This is a genomic window from Shewanella aestuarii (genome assembly GCF_011765625.1).
Lineage (GTDB): Bacteria > Pseudomonadota > Gammaproteobacteria > Enterobacterales > Shewanellaceae > Shewanella > Shewanella aestuarii_A.
Map to the genome: position 1 here is coordinate 2,999,085 of NZ_CP050313.1, position 17,723 is coordinate 3,016,807.

Annotated in this window: 17 protein-coding genes; 3 read left to right on the top strand and 14 right to left on the bottom strand. The window is 41.1% G+C overall.

Features of this window, described 5'->3' with window-relative positions:
* Positions 1 to 94 precede the first annotated feature (94 nt).
* Both dnaJ and dnaK read right to left on the bottom strand, forming a co-directional pair.
* Positions 95 to 1,222 carry a molecular chaperone DnaJ gene (dnaJ, locus tag HBH39_RS13180; RefSeq protein ID WP_167678995.1) on the bottom strand — a complete coding sequence of 376 codons (1,128 nt, stop codon included), beginning with the start codon at positions 1,220 to 1,222 and terminating at the stop codon, positions 95 to 97.
* Between the two features lie 110 nt (positions 1,223 to 1,332).
* The gene (dnaK, locus tag HBH39_RS13185; RefSeq protein WP_167678997.1) at positions 1,333 to 3,255 is read right to left on the bottom strand and encodes a molecular chaperone DnaK; all 1,923 of its coding nucleotides are present in this window, start codon (positions 3,253 to 3,255) and stop codon (positions 1,333 to 1,335) included.
* Positions 3,256 to 3,572: 317 nt separating this feature from the next.
* Here dnaK and HBH39_RS13190 point away from each other — a divergent pair, with 317 nt between their 5' ends.
* The 3 genes from HBH39_RS13190 to HBH39_RS13200 all read left to right on the top strand — a co-directional run bounded on the left by HBH39_RS13190 (position 3,573) and on the right by HBH39_RS13200 (position 5,489).
* Positions 3,573 to 4,454, top strand: a complete 882-nt coding sequence (locus HBH39_RS13190; protein ID WP_167678999.1) for a DMT family transporter — start codon at positions 3,573 to 3,575, stop codon at positions 4,452 to 4,454.
* A 158-nt stretch (positions 4,455 to 4,612) separates the two neighbouring features.
* Complete coding sequence (locus tag HBH39_RS13195; RefSeq protein ID WP_167679001.1) at positions 4,613 to 4,951, top strand: hypothetical protein; 339 nt, start codon at positions 4,613 to 4,615, stop codon at positions 4,949 to 4,951.
* A gap of 193 nt (positions 4,952 to 5,144) precedes the next feature.
* Entirely contained in the window at positions 5,145 to 5,489 is a 345-nt protein-coding gene (locus HBH39_RS13200) for a DUF3634 family protein (protein ID WP_167679003.1), read from the top strand.
* Positions 5,490 to 5,604: 115 nt separating this feature from the next.
* Here HBH39_RS13200 and HBH39_RS13205 read toward each other — a convergent pair whose 3' ends face one another.
* From HBH39_RS13205 to HBH39_RS13260, 12 genes are all read right to left on the bottom strand, one after another.
* On the bottom strand, positions 5,605 to 6,126 hold the full coding sequence (locus HBH39_RS13205) for a DUF3833 domain-containing protein (RefSeq protein ID WP_167679005.1): 522 nt from the start codon (positions 6,124 to 6,126) through the stop codon (positions 5,605 to 5,607).
* Entirely contained in the window at positions 6,126 to 6,767 is a 642-nt protein-coding gene (locus HBH39_RS13210) for a chalcone isomerase family protein (protein ID WP_167679007.1), read from the bottom strand. Before HBH39_RS13210 ends, HBH39_RS13205 begins: the two co-directional genes overlap by 1 nt.
* A 34-nt stretch (positions 6,768 to 6,801) precedes the next feature.
* Positions 6,802 to 7,335 carry a DUF2878 domain-containing protein gene (locus HBH39_RS13215; RefSeq protein WP_167679009.1) on the bottom strand — a complete coding sequence of 178 codons (534 nt, stop codon included), beginning with the start codon at positions 7,333 to 7,335 and terminating at the stop codon, positions 6,802 to 6,804.
* A gap of 15 nt (positions 7,336 to 7,350) precedes the next feature.
* On the bottom strand, positions 7,351 to 8,595 hold the full coding sequence (locus HBH39_RS13220; RefSeq protein WP_167679011.1) for an SAM-dependent methyltransferase: 1,245 nt from the start codon (positions 8,593 to 8,595) through the stop codon (positions 7,351 to 7,353).
* 99 nt (positions 8,596 to 8,694) lie between these two features.
* A complete protein-coding gene (locus tag HBH39_RS13225) occupies positions 8,695 to 9,513 on the bottom strand; it encodes a DUF1365 domain-containing protein (RefSeq protein WP_167679013.1) in 819 nt (272 codons plus the stop codon).
* Entirely contained in the window at positions 9,510 to 10,778 is a 1,269-nt protein-coding gene (locus HBH39_RS13230; protein WP_167679015.1) for an NAD(P)/FAD-dependent oxidoreductase, read from the bottom strand. Before HBH39_RS13230 ends, HBH39_RS13225 begins: the two co-directional genes overlap by 4 nt.
* A 52-nt stretch (positions 10,779 to 10,830) precedes the next feature.
* On the bottom strand, positions 10,831 to 11,592 hold the full coding sequence (locus tag HBH39_RS13235) for an SDR family NAD(P)-dependent oxidoreductase (RefSeq protein WP_167679017.1): 762 nt from the start codon (positions 11,590 to 11,592) through the stop codon (positions 10,831 to 10,833).
* Positions 11,592 to 12,017, bottom strand: coding sequence for a nuclear transport factor 2 family protein (locus HBH39_RS13240; protein ID WP_244325806.1), 426 nt, complete (start codon positions 12,015 to 12,017; stop codon positions 11,592 to 11,594). The genes HBH39_RS13235 and HBH39_RS13240 overlap by 1 nt, the downstream gene beginning before the upstream one ends.
* Positions 12,018 to 12,348: 331 nt before the next feature.
* Complete coding sequence (locus HBH39_RS13245; protein WP_167679021.1) at positions 12,349 to 13,728, bottom strand: ammonia-forming cytochrome c nitrite reductase subunit c552; 1,380 nt, start codon at positions 13,726 to 13,728, stop codon at positions 12,349 to 12,351.
* A 25-nt stretch (positions 13,729 to 13,753) separates the two neighbouring features.
* A complete protein-coding gene (locus HBH39_RS13250; protein WP_167679023.1) occupies positions 13,754 to 14,965 on the bottom strand; it encodes an NnrS family protein in 1,212 nt (403 codons plus the stop codon).
* A gap of 183 nt (positions 14,966 to 15,148) precedes the next feature.
* Positions 15,149 to 16,609 carry a deoxyribodipyrimidine photo-lyase gene (gene phrB / locus HBH39_RS13255; protein WP_167679025.1) on the bottom strand — a complete coding sequence of 487 codons (1,461 nt, stop codon included), beginning with the start codon at positions 16,607 to 16,609 and terminating at the stop codon, positions 15,149 to 15,151.
* Between the two features lie 15 nt (positions 16,610 to 16,624).
* A complete protein-coding gene (locus HBH39_RS13260) occupies positions 16,625 to 17,587 on the bottom strand; it encodes a YbgA family protein (RefSeq protein WP_167679027.1) in 963 nt (320 codons plus the stop codon).
* Positions 17,588 to 17,723 lie beyond the last annotated feature (136 nt).

Sequence of the window (17,723 nt, forward strand, 5' to 3'; positions counted from 1 at the left end):
TATAAAGCTAAATTTACCCAATAAAAAAGGCTGCTTACCCTAAGTAAACAGCCTTAATCTATTGATATATAATGGTTACACGTTTGACAACTAATTAGCTGTTCAAGTCTTGGAAGAACTTTTTCACACCGTCAAAAAAGCCTTCAGCTTTTGGGCTATGCTTTTTAGACTCACCCGTTAATGTTGCTTCAAACTCACGTAACAATTCTTTCTGTTTATCGTTCAGTTTGACTGGGGTTTCCATTACAACTTTACACAGTAAATCACCTACTGCATGGCTTCTAACCGACTTAACGCCTTTGCCACGTAAACGGAACATGCGACCGGTTTGGGTTTCTGCAGGGATCTTCAGGCTAACTTTACCATCTAACGTAGGCACTTCTATTTCACCGCCAAGCGCTGCTTTGCTAAATGAAATAGGCACTTCACAGTAAAGGTTATTACCATCACGAGTAAAGATATGGTGTTCACGCACGCTCACCTGAACGTATAAGTCACCAGGAGGTGCACCGAACTCACCCGCTTCTCCTTCACCTGATAAGCGAATTCTGTCGCCATTATCAACGCCAGCAGGAATTTTAACCGATAAAGTTTTGCTCTTTTCAACTCGGCCGTCACCATGACACTTATTACAAGGATCTTTGATGATTTTACCGCGACCGTGACAGGTAGGACACGCCTGCTGAACCGCAAAGAAGCCTTGACGCATTTGTACTTGGCCTTGACCATGACAAGTGCCACATGTTGTTGCTTGAGTACCTTTTTTAGCGCCGCTACCGTCACACGAGTCACATGCTGCAAGTGTTGGTATACGTAACTCTTTGGTTAACCCACGAACGGCTTCTTCTAGCGATAATTCAAGGTTGTATCGTAAATCACTGCCACGGGCCGCTTGACGCTGACCGCCACGACGACCGCCGCCAAAAATATCACCAAAAACATCACCAAAAATATCGCCAAAGTCACCATGACCACCACCGCCACCACCGCGGTTAGGATCTACACCTGCATGACCAAATTGATCATAGGCGGCTTTTTTGTCGCTGTCGGTTAGAATTTCGTAAGCTTCTTTCGCTTCTTTAAAATTCTTTTCAGCTTCTTTATCACCCGGATTTCGATCAGGGTGATACTTCATAGCTAAACGCTTGTAGGCTTTTTTAATTTCACGTTCACTGGCGTCACGACCGACACCAAGAACTTCGTAAAAGTCACGCTTTGACATAGTGTTTTGCTTCTCGAAGGTTGGCTTCAATTAATAAAGTAAGATTGTGCAAACGGGCGTTAAAGGTGAACCTCAACGCCCGCTTCAAATTAACTAACTGGTTTAGTTAATTATTTCTTGTCGTCTTTCACTTCTTCAAATTCAGCGTCAACAACATCATCAGCAGGGTTAGCTTTTTGACCAGCGTCAGTGGCTTGCTCTGCGCCGCCTTGAGCTTGTGCTTTAGCTTGTGCGATTTCCATCAATTTAGCAGAGGCTTCAATAAGCGCTTGAGTTGCTGTTTCGATGGCTGCTTTGTCATTACCTTTGGTCGCAGTTTCAACTTCAGCCATAGCAGCTTCAATTTTCTCTTTGTCTTCAGTAGGTAAATCATCACCCGCTTCTTCTACTTGCTTTTTAGTCGCATGTACAAGACCGTCAGCTTGGTTGCGAGCTTGAACTAACTCTTCAAACTTAGCATCTTCATCAGCATGAGCTTCTGCATCGCGTACCATTTGCTCAACTTCTTCGTCGCTTAAACCAGAGTTAGCTTTGATGGTGATGTTTTGTGCTTTACCGGTTTTCTTGTCGGTCGCTGATACTTTTAAGATACCATCTGCATCGATGTCAAAAGACACTTCAATTTGTGGCATACCACGTGGTGCAGGCTCGATACCTTCTAGGTTGAATTGACCTAAAGATTTATTGTAACTCGCTTGCTTACGCTCACCTTGCAGTACGTGAATAGTCACAGCACTTTGGTTATCTTCAGCAGTAGAGAATGTTTGACTCGCTTTAGTCGGGATAGTGGTGTTCTTCTCGATAAGCTTAGTCATCACACTACCCATGGTTTCGATACCAAATGATAGTGGAGTTACGTCAAGTAGTAATACGTCTTTAACATCACCAGCAAGTACACCACCTTGAATCGCTGCACCAACAGCTACAGCTTCATCAGGGTTAACGTCTTTACGCGGCTCTTTACCAAAGAAGTTGGTTACTGCTTCTTGCACTTTAGGCATACGAGTTTGGCCACCAACTAAGATAACTTCGTTGATGTCAGACACTGATAAATCAGCATCCGCTAGTGCAACTTTTAGCGGCTCTAAAGAACGTTGGATTAAATCTTCTACTAAAGACTCTAACTTGGCACGAGTAATTTTTACTACTAAGTGCTTAGGACCTGTTGCATCTGCTGTGATGTAAGGTAAGTTCACTTCAGTTTGGTTTGTGCTTGAAAGTTCAATCTTCGCTTTTTCAGCCGCTTCTTTAAGACGCTGCATTGCTAGGGCATCTTTACGAAGATCCATGCCTTGCTCTTTCTTAAACTCATCAGCTAAATAATTGATTAAACGATTGTCAAAGTCTTCACCACCTAGGTGAGTATCACCGTTGGTTGCTAATACTTCAAAGGTTTGGTCGCCATCATTGCTGTCGATTTCGATGATAGAGATATCAAATGTACCACCACCTAAATCGTATACTGCAACTATGTTGTCGCCTTGCTTTTTGTCAATACCGTAAGCTAACGCAGCCGCTGTTGGCTCGTTAATAATACGTTTAACTTCAAGACCTGCGATACGGCCAGCATCTTTAGTTGCTTGACGTTGAGAATCGTTAAAGTAAGCAGGAACAGTAATAACCGCTTCAGTTACTGGCTCACCTAGGAAGTCTTCAGCTGTCTTTTTCATTTTTTTCAAAATTTCAGCAGAAACTTGTGGAGGAGCCATTTTATTACCACGTTGCTCAACCCATGCATCACCATTATCTGCTGCGATAATTTTAAATGGCATGATGTTAACATCGCGCTGTACTTCGTCATCTTTAAAACGACGACCGATTAAACGCTTAATGGCAAAGAAAGTGTTAGTTGGATTGGTTACAGCCTGACGCTTTGCAGGTGCACCTACAATAGTTTCATCATCGGTATAAGCAATGATAGAAGGTGTTGTACGATCGCCTTCTGCGTTTTCAATTACGCGTGCTTTGCCGCCATCAAGGACAGCCACACAAGAGTTTGTTGTGCCTAAATCGATACCAATAATTTTACCCATGGGGTCCTCCGAAAATTGACGCTATTCGTCATAAAATTTGTATTCTGGTGTAGATATGGGGCCGTGATAAAATTTTTCAAGCAGTCAATTGCAATCTAATTTTTGTCATTTTTGCCGCGCAAATCTTTCTTACCACTTATATAAGGGCGTAAAATTGATTTACAAGGGCGAGCAAAAAAAATTTATAGTGTCTTGCTAATATGAGATGTGGCAATATAGCTAAACTGAATATTGTATACAATTATTCCTATTGGTTCAGAGTTTAAATTAGCTACACTCTGTTCCTTCCTAACCGATACATCATCAAGGATTTGTAAGTGACACAAACCAAACTAGCCTACCTTTATGGTTTAGGTGCCATTTTTCTGTGGTCAACCGTCGCAACCGCATTTAAAGTTGCTTTAGGTTTTTTTAGTCCTTTGCAATTAGTGCTAGTAGCTGTATTAACCTCAATTGTCACTTTAGGACTGATTTTAGTCATTCAAGGAAAACTTACTCTTATTGGACGTCAATTTATTACGCGTCCCTGGTTTTATTTGCTTACCGGCTTACTTAATCCCTTTCTTTATTACTACGTATTATTTGCAGCTTATGATTTATTACCCGCCCAACAAGCGTTATCGCTAAATTACACTTGGGCCATTTTATTACCGATCCTTTCGGTCCCGCTTCTCGGACACAAGTTAAGTAAAGCCGATTTGATAGCCGCCGTCATTGCTTACTTTGGCGTATTTGTTATTGCCACCGGCGGTAAGCTGACAGATTTTAGTTTTGAAAGCCCACTTGGAATAGGTTTGGCGCTATGCAGTACCCTTTTATGGTGTTTATATTGGTTAATCAACACCAAAGATAAAGGTGATGCCATTGTCAGTTTGCTGCTAAGTTTTTTACTAGGCTTACCATTTATTATTATCACACTGCTACTTACAGATTCTCTGCCAACTCTCACACTTAAAGGCTTACTTGCTGGCATGTATGTCGGTCTGTTTGAAATGGGGATTACCTTTGTATTATGGTTAATGGCATTGAAGAAAACCGACAAAGCAGCAAATATTAGTACCTTAGTATTTTTGACTCCAGTGATGTCTGTCGGTTTTATCACTTGGATATTAGGCGAACAAATCAGCCTTGCCACTTATACCGGCCTTGGACTCATTCTTACAGGGCTGGCATTACAAAAAGTACTCCCAAAACATTGAACTAGATGCTTCGATATCAGCACTTCCTGATAGGTTATGATTTGATAGGCGTCTTGGAAATTAAACTATTTCATAGTTGAAAAAACATCCAACTAAGGCTATAAATAATTTTTATTTACATATGTTTAATAGCAAAAAGTTGGATAGAGGGATAGGCAATGGGATTGCCACGATGGCGTTTGTCAGACAAAGCAGAAAGGACTTTTCGCTATATTGTGCTAAGTATAGTGGGGCTTATCTTGGTTTATGAAAAAACCTATGGTTCAAGCTCAACCCAATATGCAGCCATGTATTTATGCGTATTTTCATTAGTAGGTACTTACCTTAGTAACGCCATTCAACGTCGTTATTTCACTTATGTCACTGAGTATGCACAGGCATTCCGTATTGTTGCCTTAATTATGATGCTGTGCTTTTTTATTATCTGGATTTATACCACCTATGAACGCTTAGTATTAGCAAGCTTACCCAATGAGTTATTTAATATTGCTCCCTAAATCCAGACCATAAATTGTGACTTTTCGATAATACTCTTCTGTTTAAGAACTTAATTGCTGCCGATACAGGGTAGGCATAACTCTTGTCAATGCTGAATTTGACTCAACTCAATATTATTAAAAATAGTGATTGCAACAATCTGATTAAAGAGTAATTTATGTTTTAGAACATAGCAGCACTAGGATGGTCAAAATGACAGATACATTTTTTAAAATTGCATTTATCACAGCACTTGCCTTTTTAGCTTACAAACTCATTTTTAGTGGTAAACAGGGGTTAACACTGTTTGAAATGCACTTTAAAAACGGCAAGTTAACCAGTCATAAAGGCAAAATTCCGGAAAAATTTGAACGTGAATGCAAACAAATTGCCAAGCACGAAAAACTCACTTGTACTATTCGTGCAGAAAAAAACAATAGTGTCAGATTACATGTGTCAGCCAACGTCAATGACAACCTAACACAGCAAATTCGCAACGTCTTTCCATTTGAGTATTATGATCGCAAAACCGTTGATAACAGCCAACTCAAAGGCTAAGGCTAAAGCTGTTGATATTTAGCTAAATGAGCATGCTTTTAATGAAATAGCCATTGAGTAATCAATGGCTATTTCAGTTAACCTGATGAGACAAACTAGGATACGATCACAAAAACTACGACTTACTGATCACCAAGGTAACTTGTGCAACCGTTATCCCAAATTTAATAATATCGCTTTTATTGATGATAGTTTTGTCATCAACTAAAAACATCCAATCATCAAACTCGACTTGGTATTCTTCACCATCAACCTGCAACTGCATATCATAACGCCAGCGAAGTGCACTGCCACTGGCTTGGCCTTCAGCGACGCCTAAAATGTCATCGGCACGCCCCTCAAACTGACCATTACCTAAATCAGTAATTCGCCATATACGAGTTTGCTTTTCACCATCATCATATACAAACCATTCTTTTAATTCGCCTTTATTACCAGTCCATTCACCTTGCATTTTAACGGTAAACTTACGAGTCACTTTACCGGAAAAGTCCTGCACTATACCGGCAGCCGTTAACTCTCCATCAAAAAAGCTGGCGAGATCCAATGTGGGCGTGGTTTTTTGATAATCTTCAATTGAAGCGGAAGAACAAGACATCAGTAATAAGCTCAGGGCCAACAGCCATATATTCTTCATTAGCGTACTTCTCCAATCAATTGCTTACGTAATTTAGGGCGAGAGGTTCTTTCAGATAACCAAATATCTATGAATGCCTGACTAAAAACCAAATCACTCACCTGATAAAAAGGTTTATCGTTAACTAAAAATTCGGCTAATTGATGATTATGAATCACAAAACTAAGTCGATCGCCTTTGGCGACGTCAGGCCAAGCGGATGACAGATGCGTTTTTATATTATCGATTTCACTTGCTGATAACCCCATGGCCTGCCACTGGTCAATCGTCGCTTCAATTAAATCTTGTGCGCTAATGTCGCGGTGATACTCGATATCTAACATGACTGGGTAACGGTTTTGTTGATATTGACCATCTGTGGTATACAGCTTGGCAAGGTATACATCAAACCACATTACATCCATATCTGCCTCGCCAACTTTGACGAGCGATTGCGTGTCGACTTTAGCAACTGAAATAATATTTGATGCTGCTTCATCGGTACTAGTTTGGTAATTAGTATTAAGCTGATCGCCATAAACTTGGCCCAATTGTGAGGCAAAGATTAATACTGCGCTAAATCCAAGCTTAATGAGTTTGCCTAACCCCGATATCGGTTTGTATGCTGAGAAAAAAAATGGTTGGATAGTAAGGTTTGTCATCTCTTTATTCCTGAAACAAGGAAGGTCGCCAGTGCTAGCGAGATAAGCGACCTGATATAGATAACAATACGGGGAAAAGCACACTCCAGATCACCGCTAAAATGAGGCTTGATTGCAATTGCCCCATTGGAAGCGATACCGCATAAAACTTGGCCCCCGCAAGGTAGCTCAAGCTACCTGAAACACCACCCAGTAATGCTTGTAAATACCATGCTAAACGGTGACAAAAACCAAGACTATGATTCAAGGTAATTGAAAAACCACCCCATAAAATCAATAACCACCAAGGGAATGTACTAAAGACAAATACACCAAACTGAATCAGCAGCATATCTAGGCTAAAGCCAATCACACTGGCAACTAGCATGATTTTAAACTCGGTCAATTTAGCTTTTAAAACAGTAAATTGCAGTGCAACAATAACAGCTGATAACCATAAATACTGGTTTTGACCTAACACCCCCAGCCACCAAATTGCTTGGAAGCTAAGGGCATTGATGATCAACCATTGTGAAGAGGATAACGACAATGCAGCAGACAATTGGGGCGACGCTGATAACTTTTTCATTGTCATTCCCAATATTTAGATTGATGTGATGCGATATTTTGGTCTAACAGCAGTTAAATGCACCGTGCTGGTTGTGCGCTCTAAAAAGCCACCTTCGCAATAACTTAAATAGAACTTCCACATTCTAATAAAGTCTTCACCGTAGCCTAATTGACTAATCTGCTCTTTAGCCGCATCAAAGTTTTGATGCCAGTGCTGCAATGTTTTTGCATAATCAAGGCCGATATCATCCAGAGACCAAATCACCATATCGGTTTTATTGGCAATATGGCGCGCCATTTCACTCACCGATGGCAAACAACCGCCGGGGAAAATATAGCGCTGAATAAAATCGACACTTTTACGATAGCTGTCATAGCGTTGATCTGCAATGGTAATTGCCTGAATCAGTAACTTACCTTCTGGTTTGAGTAAATGCTGTAGTTTCTCAAAAAAGCCAGCTAGGTATTCGTGCCCTACAGCTTCGATCATTTCAATCGATACCACGCGATCATACTCACCCGTTAACTCGCGATAATCATGCTTTAATAAGGTGATTTTGTCTGACAGGCCTTCAGCGTTAACTCGTGCTACTGCATAGTCATATTGCGCATCAGAGATGGTGGTGGTTGTAACATATACACCATAGTGTTTTGCAGCATAAATGGCCAGAGCTCCCCAACCAGTGCCCACTTCTAATAAGCTTTGCCCTGGGGTTAAATCAAGACGCTGACATATGGTATCTAATTTATGGATTTGCGCATCATTTAAACTGGCCTCTTGGCTTGGATAAATGGCACTTGAATACATCATTTCAGGATCTAAGAAGGCTTTGTACATATCATTTCCCAAGTCGTAATGGGCCAATATGTTACGCTTAGAGCCTTGTTGAGAGTTTCGATTAAAAAGATGTTTAATACGGTTTAGACCATTACTAAACCAAGAAAAATAGCGTTCAATGTTATCGAGCAGGGCCAAGTTGCGTGCAAAAACTTGCACTACTTTAGTTAAATCAGGACTAGACCAATGCCCTTGAATGTAGGCTTCTCCAGCACCAATTGAACCTGAAAAAACCACTTGTCGATAAAAACTTGGATGCATCACTTGCATGGTTGCATGAAGAACGCTGCTTTTATCACCAAACACATATGATTGTTGACCATCTACAATGGTTAATTGGCCAGCAGTAAGATGTGCCAGCGCTTTGATAAGTACTTTTTGGGCTAAACTGTCAGACAGCGTTGCTTGAGCTATATTGGTGCTTGTTGCCGTATTTTCCATGTCTAAGCTCCGATACCTTTTTATTTGCATTTATGAAAATTTTATACGCATTAAGCGGTAACTTGGTTCAATACATCTAAAGGTTTGTGTTTTATTTGACTAAGAAGCCGAAGTCTTGACTTGCTTACTCACAAATGGGATCCGTTTTACAAATATCTTTAATGCCTGCCAATAAATCCCGCTGACTATTTTCAATGTCATCAATGGATAACCAATAACAAACTTACGAAGGTTTGCTTTTGAAAACGGGCTTCTTTTTAACGCAATCGTCGCATCAAACAACTTATCGTTATATTGATTGCGATTTTCAATGCTAACCTTTAGCCGATGTGTTGGAGGTAAAATTCGCCACAAGTAATGCATATCAAGGGTCATAAATGGCGACACGTGAAACGCTTTATCGGTATGAGTGGTCTGATTCAAATCAACCAGATAACAATGACGCTCATTCCATGGGGTATTACTTACCTCTGCTATCATATATAGCGGTATATCATCTTGATAGCAAAAGAAAAAGTTAACCGGACTGAAATAAAAACCAAAGTGACGAATTTGACCACTAAAAATGACCTTATTACAGCTTTGCTGGCCACCTAATTTGGCCACTATTGTTAATGCCCGTTGCTTTAAAGCTTGGCTATCTAACATGATGTCACCGGTTGCAGTAAGCAACTCTACTGCAATAAAATCTTCCCCGAACTGAGTTGCTGTATCATTAAGATAATCTTGAGCTTTGAAGGTAAGCAGCGCATTGTTAGCTTTAAATAATGGGCTTAGCTGTAATAACTGCGGAACTTCATCTAAGTCCAAAGCCATCATCGCAATGTCATAACCAAAGCTATGTCTTTTGGGCACATGACGTCTATGGCTTACTTTTCCTTGGTAAATACCACTGTTTAAGCTCGCCAATTCGGTCATAGGTTGATACCAAATTTATTACATACATCCACTGCGCTGTGAACACCGTCTTCATGAAAGCCGTTATACCAATATGCGCCGGCAAAATACGTATGGCGCTTGCCACAGATTACATCGCGTTTCCCTTGCGCCGCCATACTGGCCTCATTAAATACGGGGTGAGCATAATTAAAGCTGCGTAAAATTTTAGCTGGGTCAATCAAATCTGTTTGATTCAAGGTCACGCAAAAGGTTGGCGCATCTTTAGGTAAACATTGCAAAATGTTCATATTGTAGGTCACGCTAGCGGGACGATTAGCCATATCCGACTCGTTATCACCATCAAGGCGGTAATTCCAACTAGCCCATGCAGCAGGTCTTTTAGGTAATAAATTAATGTCGGTATGCAATACCACTTCATTATTTTGATATTCCATCGCTGATAGTATCTCTTGTTCATCTTGGCTTGCATCGCTAAGCATCGCTAGGGCTTGGTCACTGTGACAGGCCAAAATCACCTCATCAAAAAATTGCCATTCGCCATTAGCAATTTGGACCTTTACCCCCTCATCTTCACGGGTAATAGCGGTCACTGGACTATTTAGCAAAATATTATCTTTAAATGGCGCGGTTAAATTTGGAATATAACTACGTGAACCACCTTTAAGCACATACCATTGTGGTCTGTCGTTAATGTTTAATAAACCATGATGCTGAAAAAAACGAATGAAAAAACGTAATGAAAACGCACGCATATCATTAATACTTGCAGACCAAATAGCAGCGCCCATTGGCAAAATATAATGTTCGCAGAAAAATGGACTAAATTTATTTTCGTCCAAATATTGTCCCAAGGTTAATTGTGGGTAATCGTCTGCTTCATAAATCGCTTTACAAGCGTTATTAAAACGCACAATTTCCGCTAAAAACAGATAAAAACTGGGCTTAAATATGTTTCGGCGTTGTGCAAATAAACTCCACAAGTTATGGCCATTATATTCCAGCCCGCTAAACGCATTATGAACACTAAAGCTCATTTCAGTGGGAATTGACTCAATGTTTAGTTTATCCATCAGCTTTTCAAATCGAGGATAGGTGCGGTCATTGAACACAATAAAGCCTGTATCAATCGCATAACTTTTACCCGCGACCTCCACATCAACAGTAGCAGTGTGGCCTCCGATGTAATCATTGGCCTCAAATACCGTTACCTGATGCTCTTGACTCAATAAATGCGCACAAGTTAAGCCTGAAATACCGGTACCGATTACTGCTATCTTCTTCATATTGAATCCTATTTATCATTCTTTTTAGTATGGTTATGCTTATTAAAGACCATTACTTATTGCTATTTTTCAGCATGGAAACTAACCATTTTTCGGGTAGTAACGACACAAGTTTAAGTAGCCAGGTAAAACGTCTTGGGAAGTGAATCTCAAACTTTCGGCTAGCCATACCATTGAAAATTCTTATTGCAGCTTGTTCGCTTGTTATACGCATGGGCATGGCAAAATCATTCTTGTCTGTAAGAGGTGTTTTCACAAAACCCGGACAAATCACACTCACGCCAATACCTGATGTGCGGGCCGAGTTTGATGCTAAATCGACACGTAAACTACGTCCTAGATAACTTAACCCCGCTTTTGATGCGCCATAGGCTTGCGCTCGGGGAAAGGGTAAATAGGTGGCACTTGAACTCATTAATCCAAGTTGGCTGTTTGCGGCCATTAAAGGTAAAAATGCTTCGATACAGTAGCCAATGGAAATTAAATTAGTGTTGATAACCCTTGCGAATAAATCGGCATCAAACTGGATCACATCATCAATGTATTCACAACTACCAGCATTTAAAATGACTTGAGTTAAAGGTAATTGATGGCGCTGTAAATATTGCTGCAAGGTGACACTAGCTTGCTTAATTTCATCGACTTTTGTGACATCAAATACCAGTCCGTAACAACCGCTTAGCTCATCCAGTGCCTGTTGATTACGCCCACAAGCAATAACATGATAGCCTTGGGTGAGATAATATTTAGCTGTCGCTAAACCAATGCCGGATGTCGCTCCGGTGATTAACACCGCTTGAGTTATCGTCGCCATTATCCTATCCGCTTTTTTATCATGCTGATTAAACCACCCAAAAATGGTATTTTTTCATACAACATTTGGCCCACATCAAAGTAATCGCGATGGTAAAAAATCTTATCGTTATACTGTAACTTACTCATGCCATCGACATGAATAGCTTGGCCTTTATTCAGTTTAGGATGGGCGTAGCGCATGGTCCAAAATAGCGATACCTGCTGCTGAGATGGGCTATGAAATACCTCGGTAATATCAAACTCAATAAAGCTAATGTTACTGTAAAGGTTAGCAAAGTAATCAGTTAATGCCTCAAGGCCTTGCACTTGATGCAAGGGGTCACGGAAAGTAATATTTACAGCGTAAATGTCTGATAATAAATGTAAGTTATCTTTATTTAGCTTTTGATATAAGGCGATAAACTGTTCAATGATCAACGGAATAGTAGTTGATTGCTCAGAGTGTGAGCTCTCCGCTGTACTAAACTGAGCTGGCGACAACTCTGCGTTGTTAGATGAATTAGATTGGTCAAACTCAATCTTTGTGCTTGAGGTAGACACACCAGCCATAAGGACTCCGTAAGTAACAAACTTGTCGACATACATTTGCAACGTAGCTAATACAATGCCTTATATGACAATAAGATAGTAGTAGAAAATTGTTACATTAGAATACGCCAGCTTGATAAGTTCAGATCAAACAAAAAGCGCTTAACTAAGGTTAAGCGCTTTTTGTTTGATTCACGTCGATGTTTTACTGTGGAATGAAACTGCGTTATTGCTCATAACCATGCAGGGCAACCGGTTGCCAGTGTTTATCGACTTGCTGTTTGATAAAGTCATCTTTAGCTTTTTGGGCGCCATCCTTATCAAACCCAATAACAGCATGGGCTTTCTCTTTAGTGCTGATATCTGGGTAGTCCACTTTATCAACACCCACTTGTTTTAAGATCAGCGCTAATAAGGTGCGTGATAAGGTCACCTGCTCAATGGCTTTATCTAATAAGGCATGACCTTCTTCTGGGTTGTGAGCATATAAACCGTGTGACGCCATTGCAAAATCCCAACGCCACTGTGAGTGACGAATTCCCATAATAGGGTCGTTCATTAATGCCCATGTGGCACCACCATCCCAAGCGGCTTTGGCTTCAAAGTGCGCTTTGACTAACAGACCTTCTACTTCACGCGCTTTGGCGTCAATCTGCTGCTTATCACGTTCAAGGGAAGCCGTAATCGCTTTTTTGCTTGAATGACACGCTGCGCAAGTATCATCAAAACTAGCTAATGCATTGCCAACTTTATGATTAGTAAAATCATTGCCCTTGTCATCTTTTGCTGGCGGCATATGACAAGTGATACAGGTTACCCCTTGTGCAGCATGCTTACTTCGGCTCCAATGCTCAAACTCAGGATGACGCGCTTTTAAAATAGGCGTTTGTGAAATCGGATGGATCCACTCATAAAAGCGTCTGGTGTCATAATACTTTTCAATATCATCAGCAGTACTACCAAATATCCACGGAATATTTACCTTGTTACTCGCCTCTGGCTGAAAGTAATAAGTCACATGGCATTGGCCACAGACTTGTGCCCCTTGCATACTGGTGGTTTGCTTATCAAAAGGCAGTTTAATTTTAGCCATCGCATTTTGGGCATGGGGTCTGGGTAAGGCTAGCTTTTCACTGCCGTTAACATGGCAATCACTGCAGTACACAACTGACTTAATTTCAGGACCTAAATCAGTAAAGTTAGCCGCTGAAAAGCCTTCAACTCCCATCTTTTGCATCAACCTTGGTGCATCAGGGGTTTTACATGTCCAGCAACTGGCCGATAAGCCCTTCTTACCTTGCTCAACCGACACCCCAGTTCGCAAAATATGGCTCACATCTGCTACTGCAAAATGATGCCCTCTTGGGCTGTTATATTCTTTAGCAAAAGAAGAACCAGCCCACAAGATGATGCTGGCCGGATAAGCCGCCAGTAAATCTTGTTTCTCGGTTTGCTCGGATGTGGCTAACCACGAATTATACTGCGAAGGAAACTGCTGCTGATTTTGCTGATCTAGGCCGCTTTCAGCCCACACAGGCAGGCAAAAGGCTCCAACGACAACAGCAAACAAGTGACTTTTATGTATTTTATCAAACTGAATATTCATACTGAACCTTACCGTACAGTGAGTATTAACCCGGTCTACCATCAATGCGAGGACGGGTTAAAATGGGTGCGTAATACCAAACAAACATGCCAAAACCCACAAACCAAAAACCGCCAGCCAACCATATCCAAGAAGCCGTGTACTGAGGGATCAACAAAGGCATAATTGCCCGTAAAAATGCTGCAATTGGGATACAAGCAAACGCCAATGCCATATTAGGGCCTTGATAAATATTGCGACTGGTATGACCAAGGGATACACGAGAAATCATCGCTAAACAGAGTGAGGCAATACCGCCCACCGCAAATAAATGCAATAAAGTACGATAAGCAAATTCATTGTCAATTTGCCAAGCCATTGCAAGCAAGGTAATAGGTAATGCCCAATAGGAAACATGTAGCGACCACAGCATAGGCTCTTTTAAGGTTTTATGGCCTTGCCACCTCAATATCCTAATCAACTGAAGCCCACCAGCGATTACCAATACAGCCTGCTCTAGTCCACGCGGTAACCAATGCAGCAGAGCTTGCACGAACAACACAGCCATTAACAACAGCAATGACCATTCAATCGCCTTAATGGGTTCTGGCTTAGTAAGCTTTAATCGCATTGCCGTAAACGCTGGAATCACTCGCCCACCCATAATGGAAATCACCATTGCCAACCACCAAATCATGGCTTGCCAAAGTTGAGTTGAGAGTGAAAAGTTACGCTGATACAAAGCGTAATAACTCACTAAGTTAACAATTAACGCCACCATCAGCATGATAGGGAAGCCAATATTACGCCACTGTTTTACCTTATAAATACAGCGCCATAGGGTTGCAGCGCTAATGCCTAAGAAAAGACTATCAAATATTGCAGGCAACCAAATCGGAATATTCATCGGTAATAACAGCAATAATCTAGCCGCTAGCCAACAACCAAAAGTCAGCGCCAGCAACTTGCCTTTCATGGTCGGTTGATTGGTCCAGGTTTGCGCAGCTGTGAGTAAAAAGCCGCACACAATTGCTAATGCAAAACCAAATAACATTTCATGTGGGTGCCACCAAAGCGGAAGCACATTCGCCCAAAACTCGCCATTAAATAAACTGTACTGGGGTGTGAACCAACCCATTAACCAAATGGGAATGTATAACGCGGCAACAATTGCCCCACCCAGAAAAAACGGCCTAAATCCCAAACGCCAAATGGCTGGCATTTGATCTACATCGCTTGGATCATCAATATTTAACATGGAATGACACCTGATAAGAGTTCATTACAGCACCTCTTAGCAATAACCACCAAAAGCTGCATATAAAATACTTGTTTTAGTGTAGGCCTAAGTCACCTTTGCATCAATGACTATTCCTTGAATATAGAAGATGTCTCTACAAAGTGTGAACTTGAGCAAATGATGATCGGTATTAAAAAAGGGCTAAGCGCCCTTTTTGAGTGAACTGAGCACTTCTATTGCCCTTTTACGTGCCATAGCATGCTCAACAATTGGCCTAGGGTAAGCCGCCTGAGTTTGCTCAAACAAACTAGGCGATGAATAAGGCTGCGATTCAAATTGTGGCTCATGGATATTCTTTAACGACCAATTTGCTACTTCAGGGACATATTGCTTGATAAAGCTCGCATCAGGATCAAACTTGCTGCTTTGCGCCATCGGGTTAAAAACCCGAAAATACGGCTGAGCATCGCAGCCCGTTCCTGCAGACCACTGCCAACCACCGTTGTTGGCTGCTAGATCACCATCAATTAAATGCTGCCTGAAATATTTTTCGCCCCAGCGCCAATCAATTAACAAGTGCTTAGTTAAAAAACTCGCCACAACCATACGCAAACGATTATGCATCCAACCAGTTTGATTAAGTTGTCGCATAGCAGCATCAACAATGGGATATCCTGTTTGCCCTTTGCACCATGCATTAAATTCATCAACATTATTGCGCCACTGAATGTTTTTACCCAACACATTGAAGTTTTGCCCACGAGATAAGCGCGGAAATGCCACCAGTAGATGACGATAAAACTCTCGCCAAATTAGCTCGTTTAACCATGTTTTGGCAGGGCTTGCCTCATTGGTTAACGCATCTGGGTAATAGTATAAAATTGCGGTAATGCATTGACGGGCACTTATCGCCCCAATGGCTAAATAAGGCGATAATCGACTGGTGCCTTCTAAAGCAGGAAAGTCACGTTGCAGTTGATAATCGGCTACATCTTGTTTTAGAAAACGGATTAATATGTTTCTGGCAACATCTTCACCGCAATCCCAGATTTGGCTACTCACAGGATGAGGGTAAAACTCACCCAATTCAAAATGTATTGGTTTTGGCTTGGGCAACGACGCTTCAAAAATCGCCGCCTTAAGCGGCTTAATGTGAATGCTTGCCGCCTGTTTTTTCCACTCTTTTGAAAATGGAGTAAACACCTTATACATTTGCCCAGCTTGATTTTGCACACTACCCGGTGCTAACAAGCAATCTTGGTCAAGCAAATGCAACGGTAATCCTGCTTCAATGATGGCCACATCACGTTGACGTTCATTAAACTCTGGCTCATTGGCAGCGTAAATCACGCCTATTTGATGCTGTGCACAAAATTGGCTGAGCCAAGGAGAAATGTCTGCAAACCGAGGTAAATGCACCACGGTTAATTCAATACCTATGTTTGCCAATGACTGAGCTAATAAATTAACGTGCCTTTCAATAAAGTCGATTTGTATCGGAGCAACATCATGCTCAGCCCATTGTTGTGGAGTAACAAAATATAAGGCTTTAACTTGACTGCCGTACTGTTTAGCAAAAGTACATGCCATCGCCAACGCTGGATGATCACTTGTTCGAAGATCCTGTCTAAACCACACCACACTGTTAACATTTTGCTGCATTAATACGGCTCCGCTTTAGTAGGCATAGCGTAATTTAAGGGCTTCAGGGTGTGGATTTAAGTACACTTGGTTTTCAATATATTCAGTTGGAAACTCTTTCAAATAGTGATTAATCAAGGTAATTGGCACTAATAATGGCAGCAAGCCTTCACGGTATTTCATAATGGCATCAGTCAACTCTTCTTTTTGACGAGCATTTAAATGCTTTTTGAAGTAGCCCTGAATATGCTGCAAGGTGCTTGTATGGTTTTTGCGGGTAGCCTTAATTTTTAGTGCTGTCATTAATCCTTTAAAATAACTATCAGCCGAAGCTTCTAGGTCTTCAAGATTAGCCAATATCGGCCCAAGTTCTCGATACAATTTAGGGCTATGTGCCATTAAAAGATACTTATAGCGTGAATGAAATTGAATTAACTTATGCTTGGTTAATCCCGAGGCGATCATATTACGCCAATCATGATAGGCATAAACCCGAGTAAAAAAGTTCTCTTTTATCACCATATCATTCAACCTGCCCTCTTCTTCAACAGGCAGATAGGGGTATTTATCCATCAAGGCTTTAGCAAACACGCCTACACCGGTTTTTGTGCTGTTATTGGTGCCTTTTTTGTATTCTAAAACCCGTTCCATACCGCAAGTAGGCGATTTGGCACAAAAAATATAGCCTCCTAGATAACCTAACTCTTGCACTTTATTACGGCTATATTCATGCAGCTCAGCAGTCACATCTAAGGTGCCGTCAGCACTTTGAATTAACAATATGTCACCATCTTTAATTTGGCGAATGCTTTTACGAGGTGCTCCCATACCGATTGCCATTTCTGGGCAAATACTGGTGTATTCGAAAAAAGGAGCGATTTCTTTGGCACAGTAATAAGAGTTTTTATGACCACCATCAAAGCGAACCTCGCTACCTAATAAACAACTGCTAATACCGATTTGGATTTTTTGAGGAACAAATTCTTGAGGCTCATTCATATTTACGCACTCCTGTGGCGGAAAATAACTACTAATAAAAAATTACGTGCTAGTGATGACAATAGTTCAATTTAAAGAAAAAAACCGAAAAATGACGAATGGATAGATACAAAAAAACAGAGCCAAGGCTCTGCTT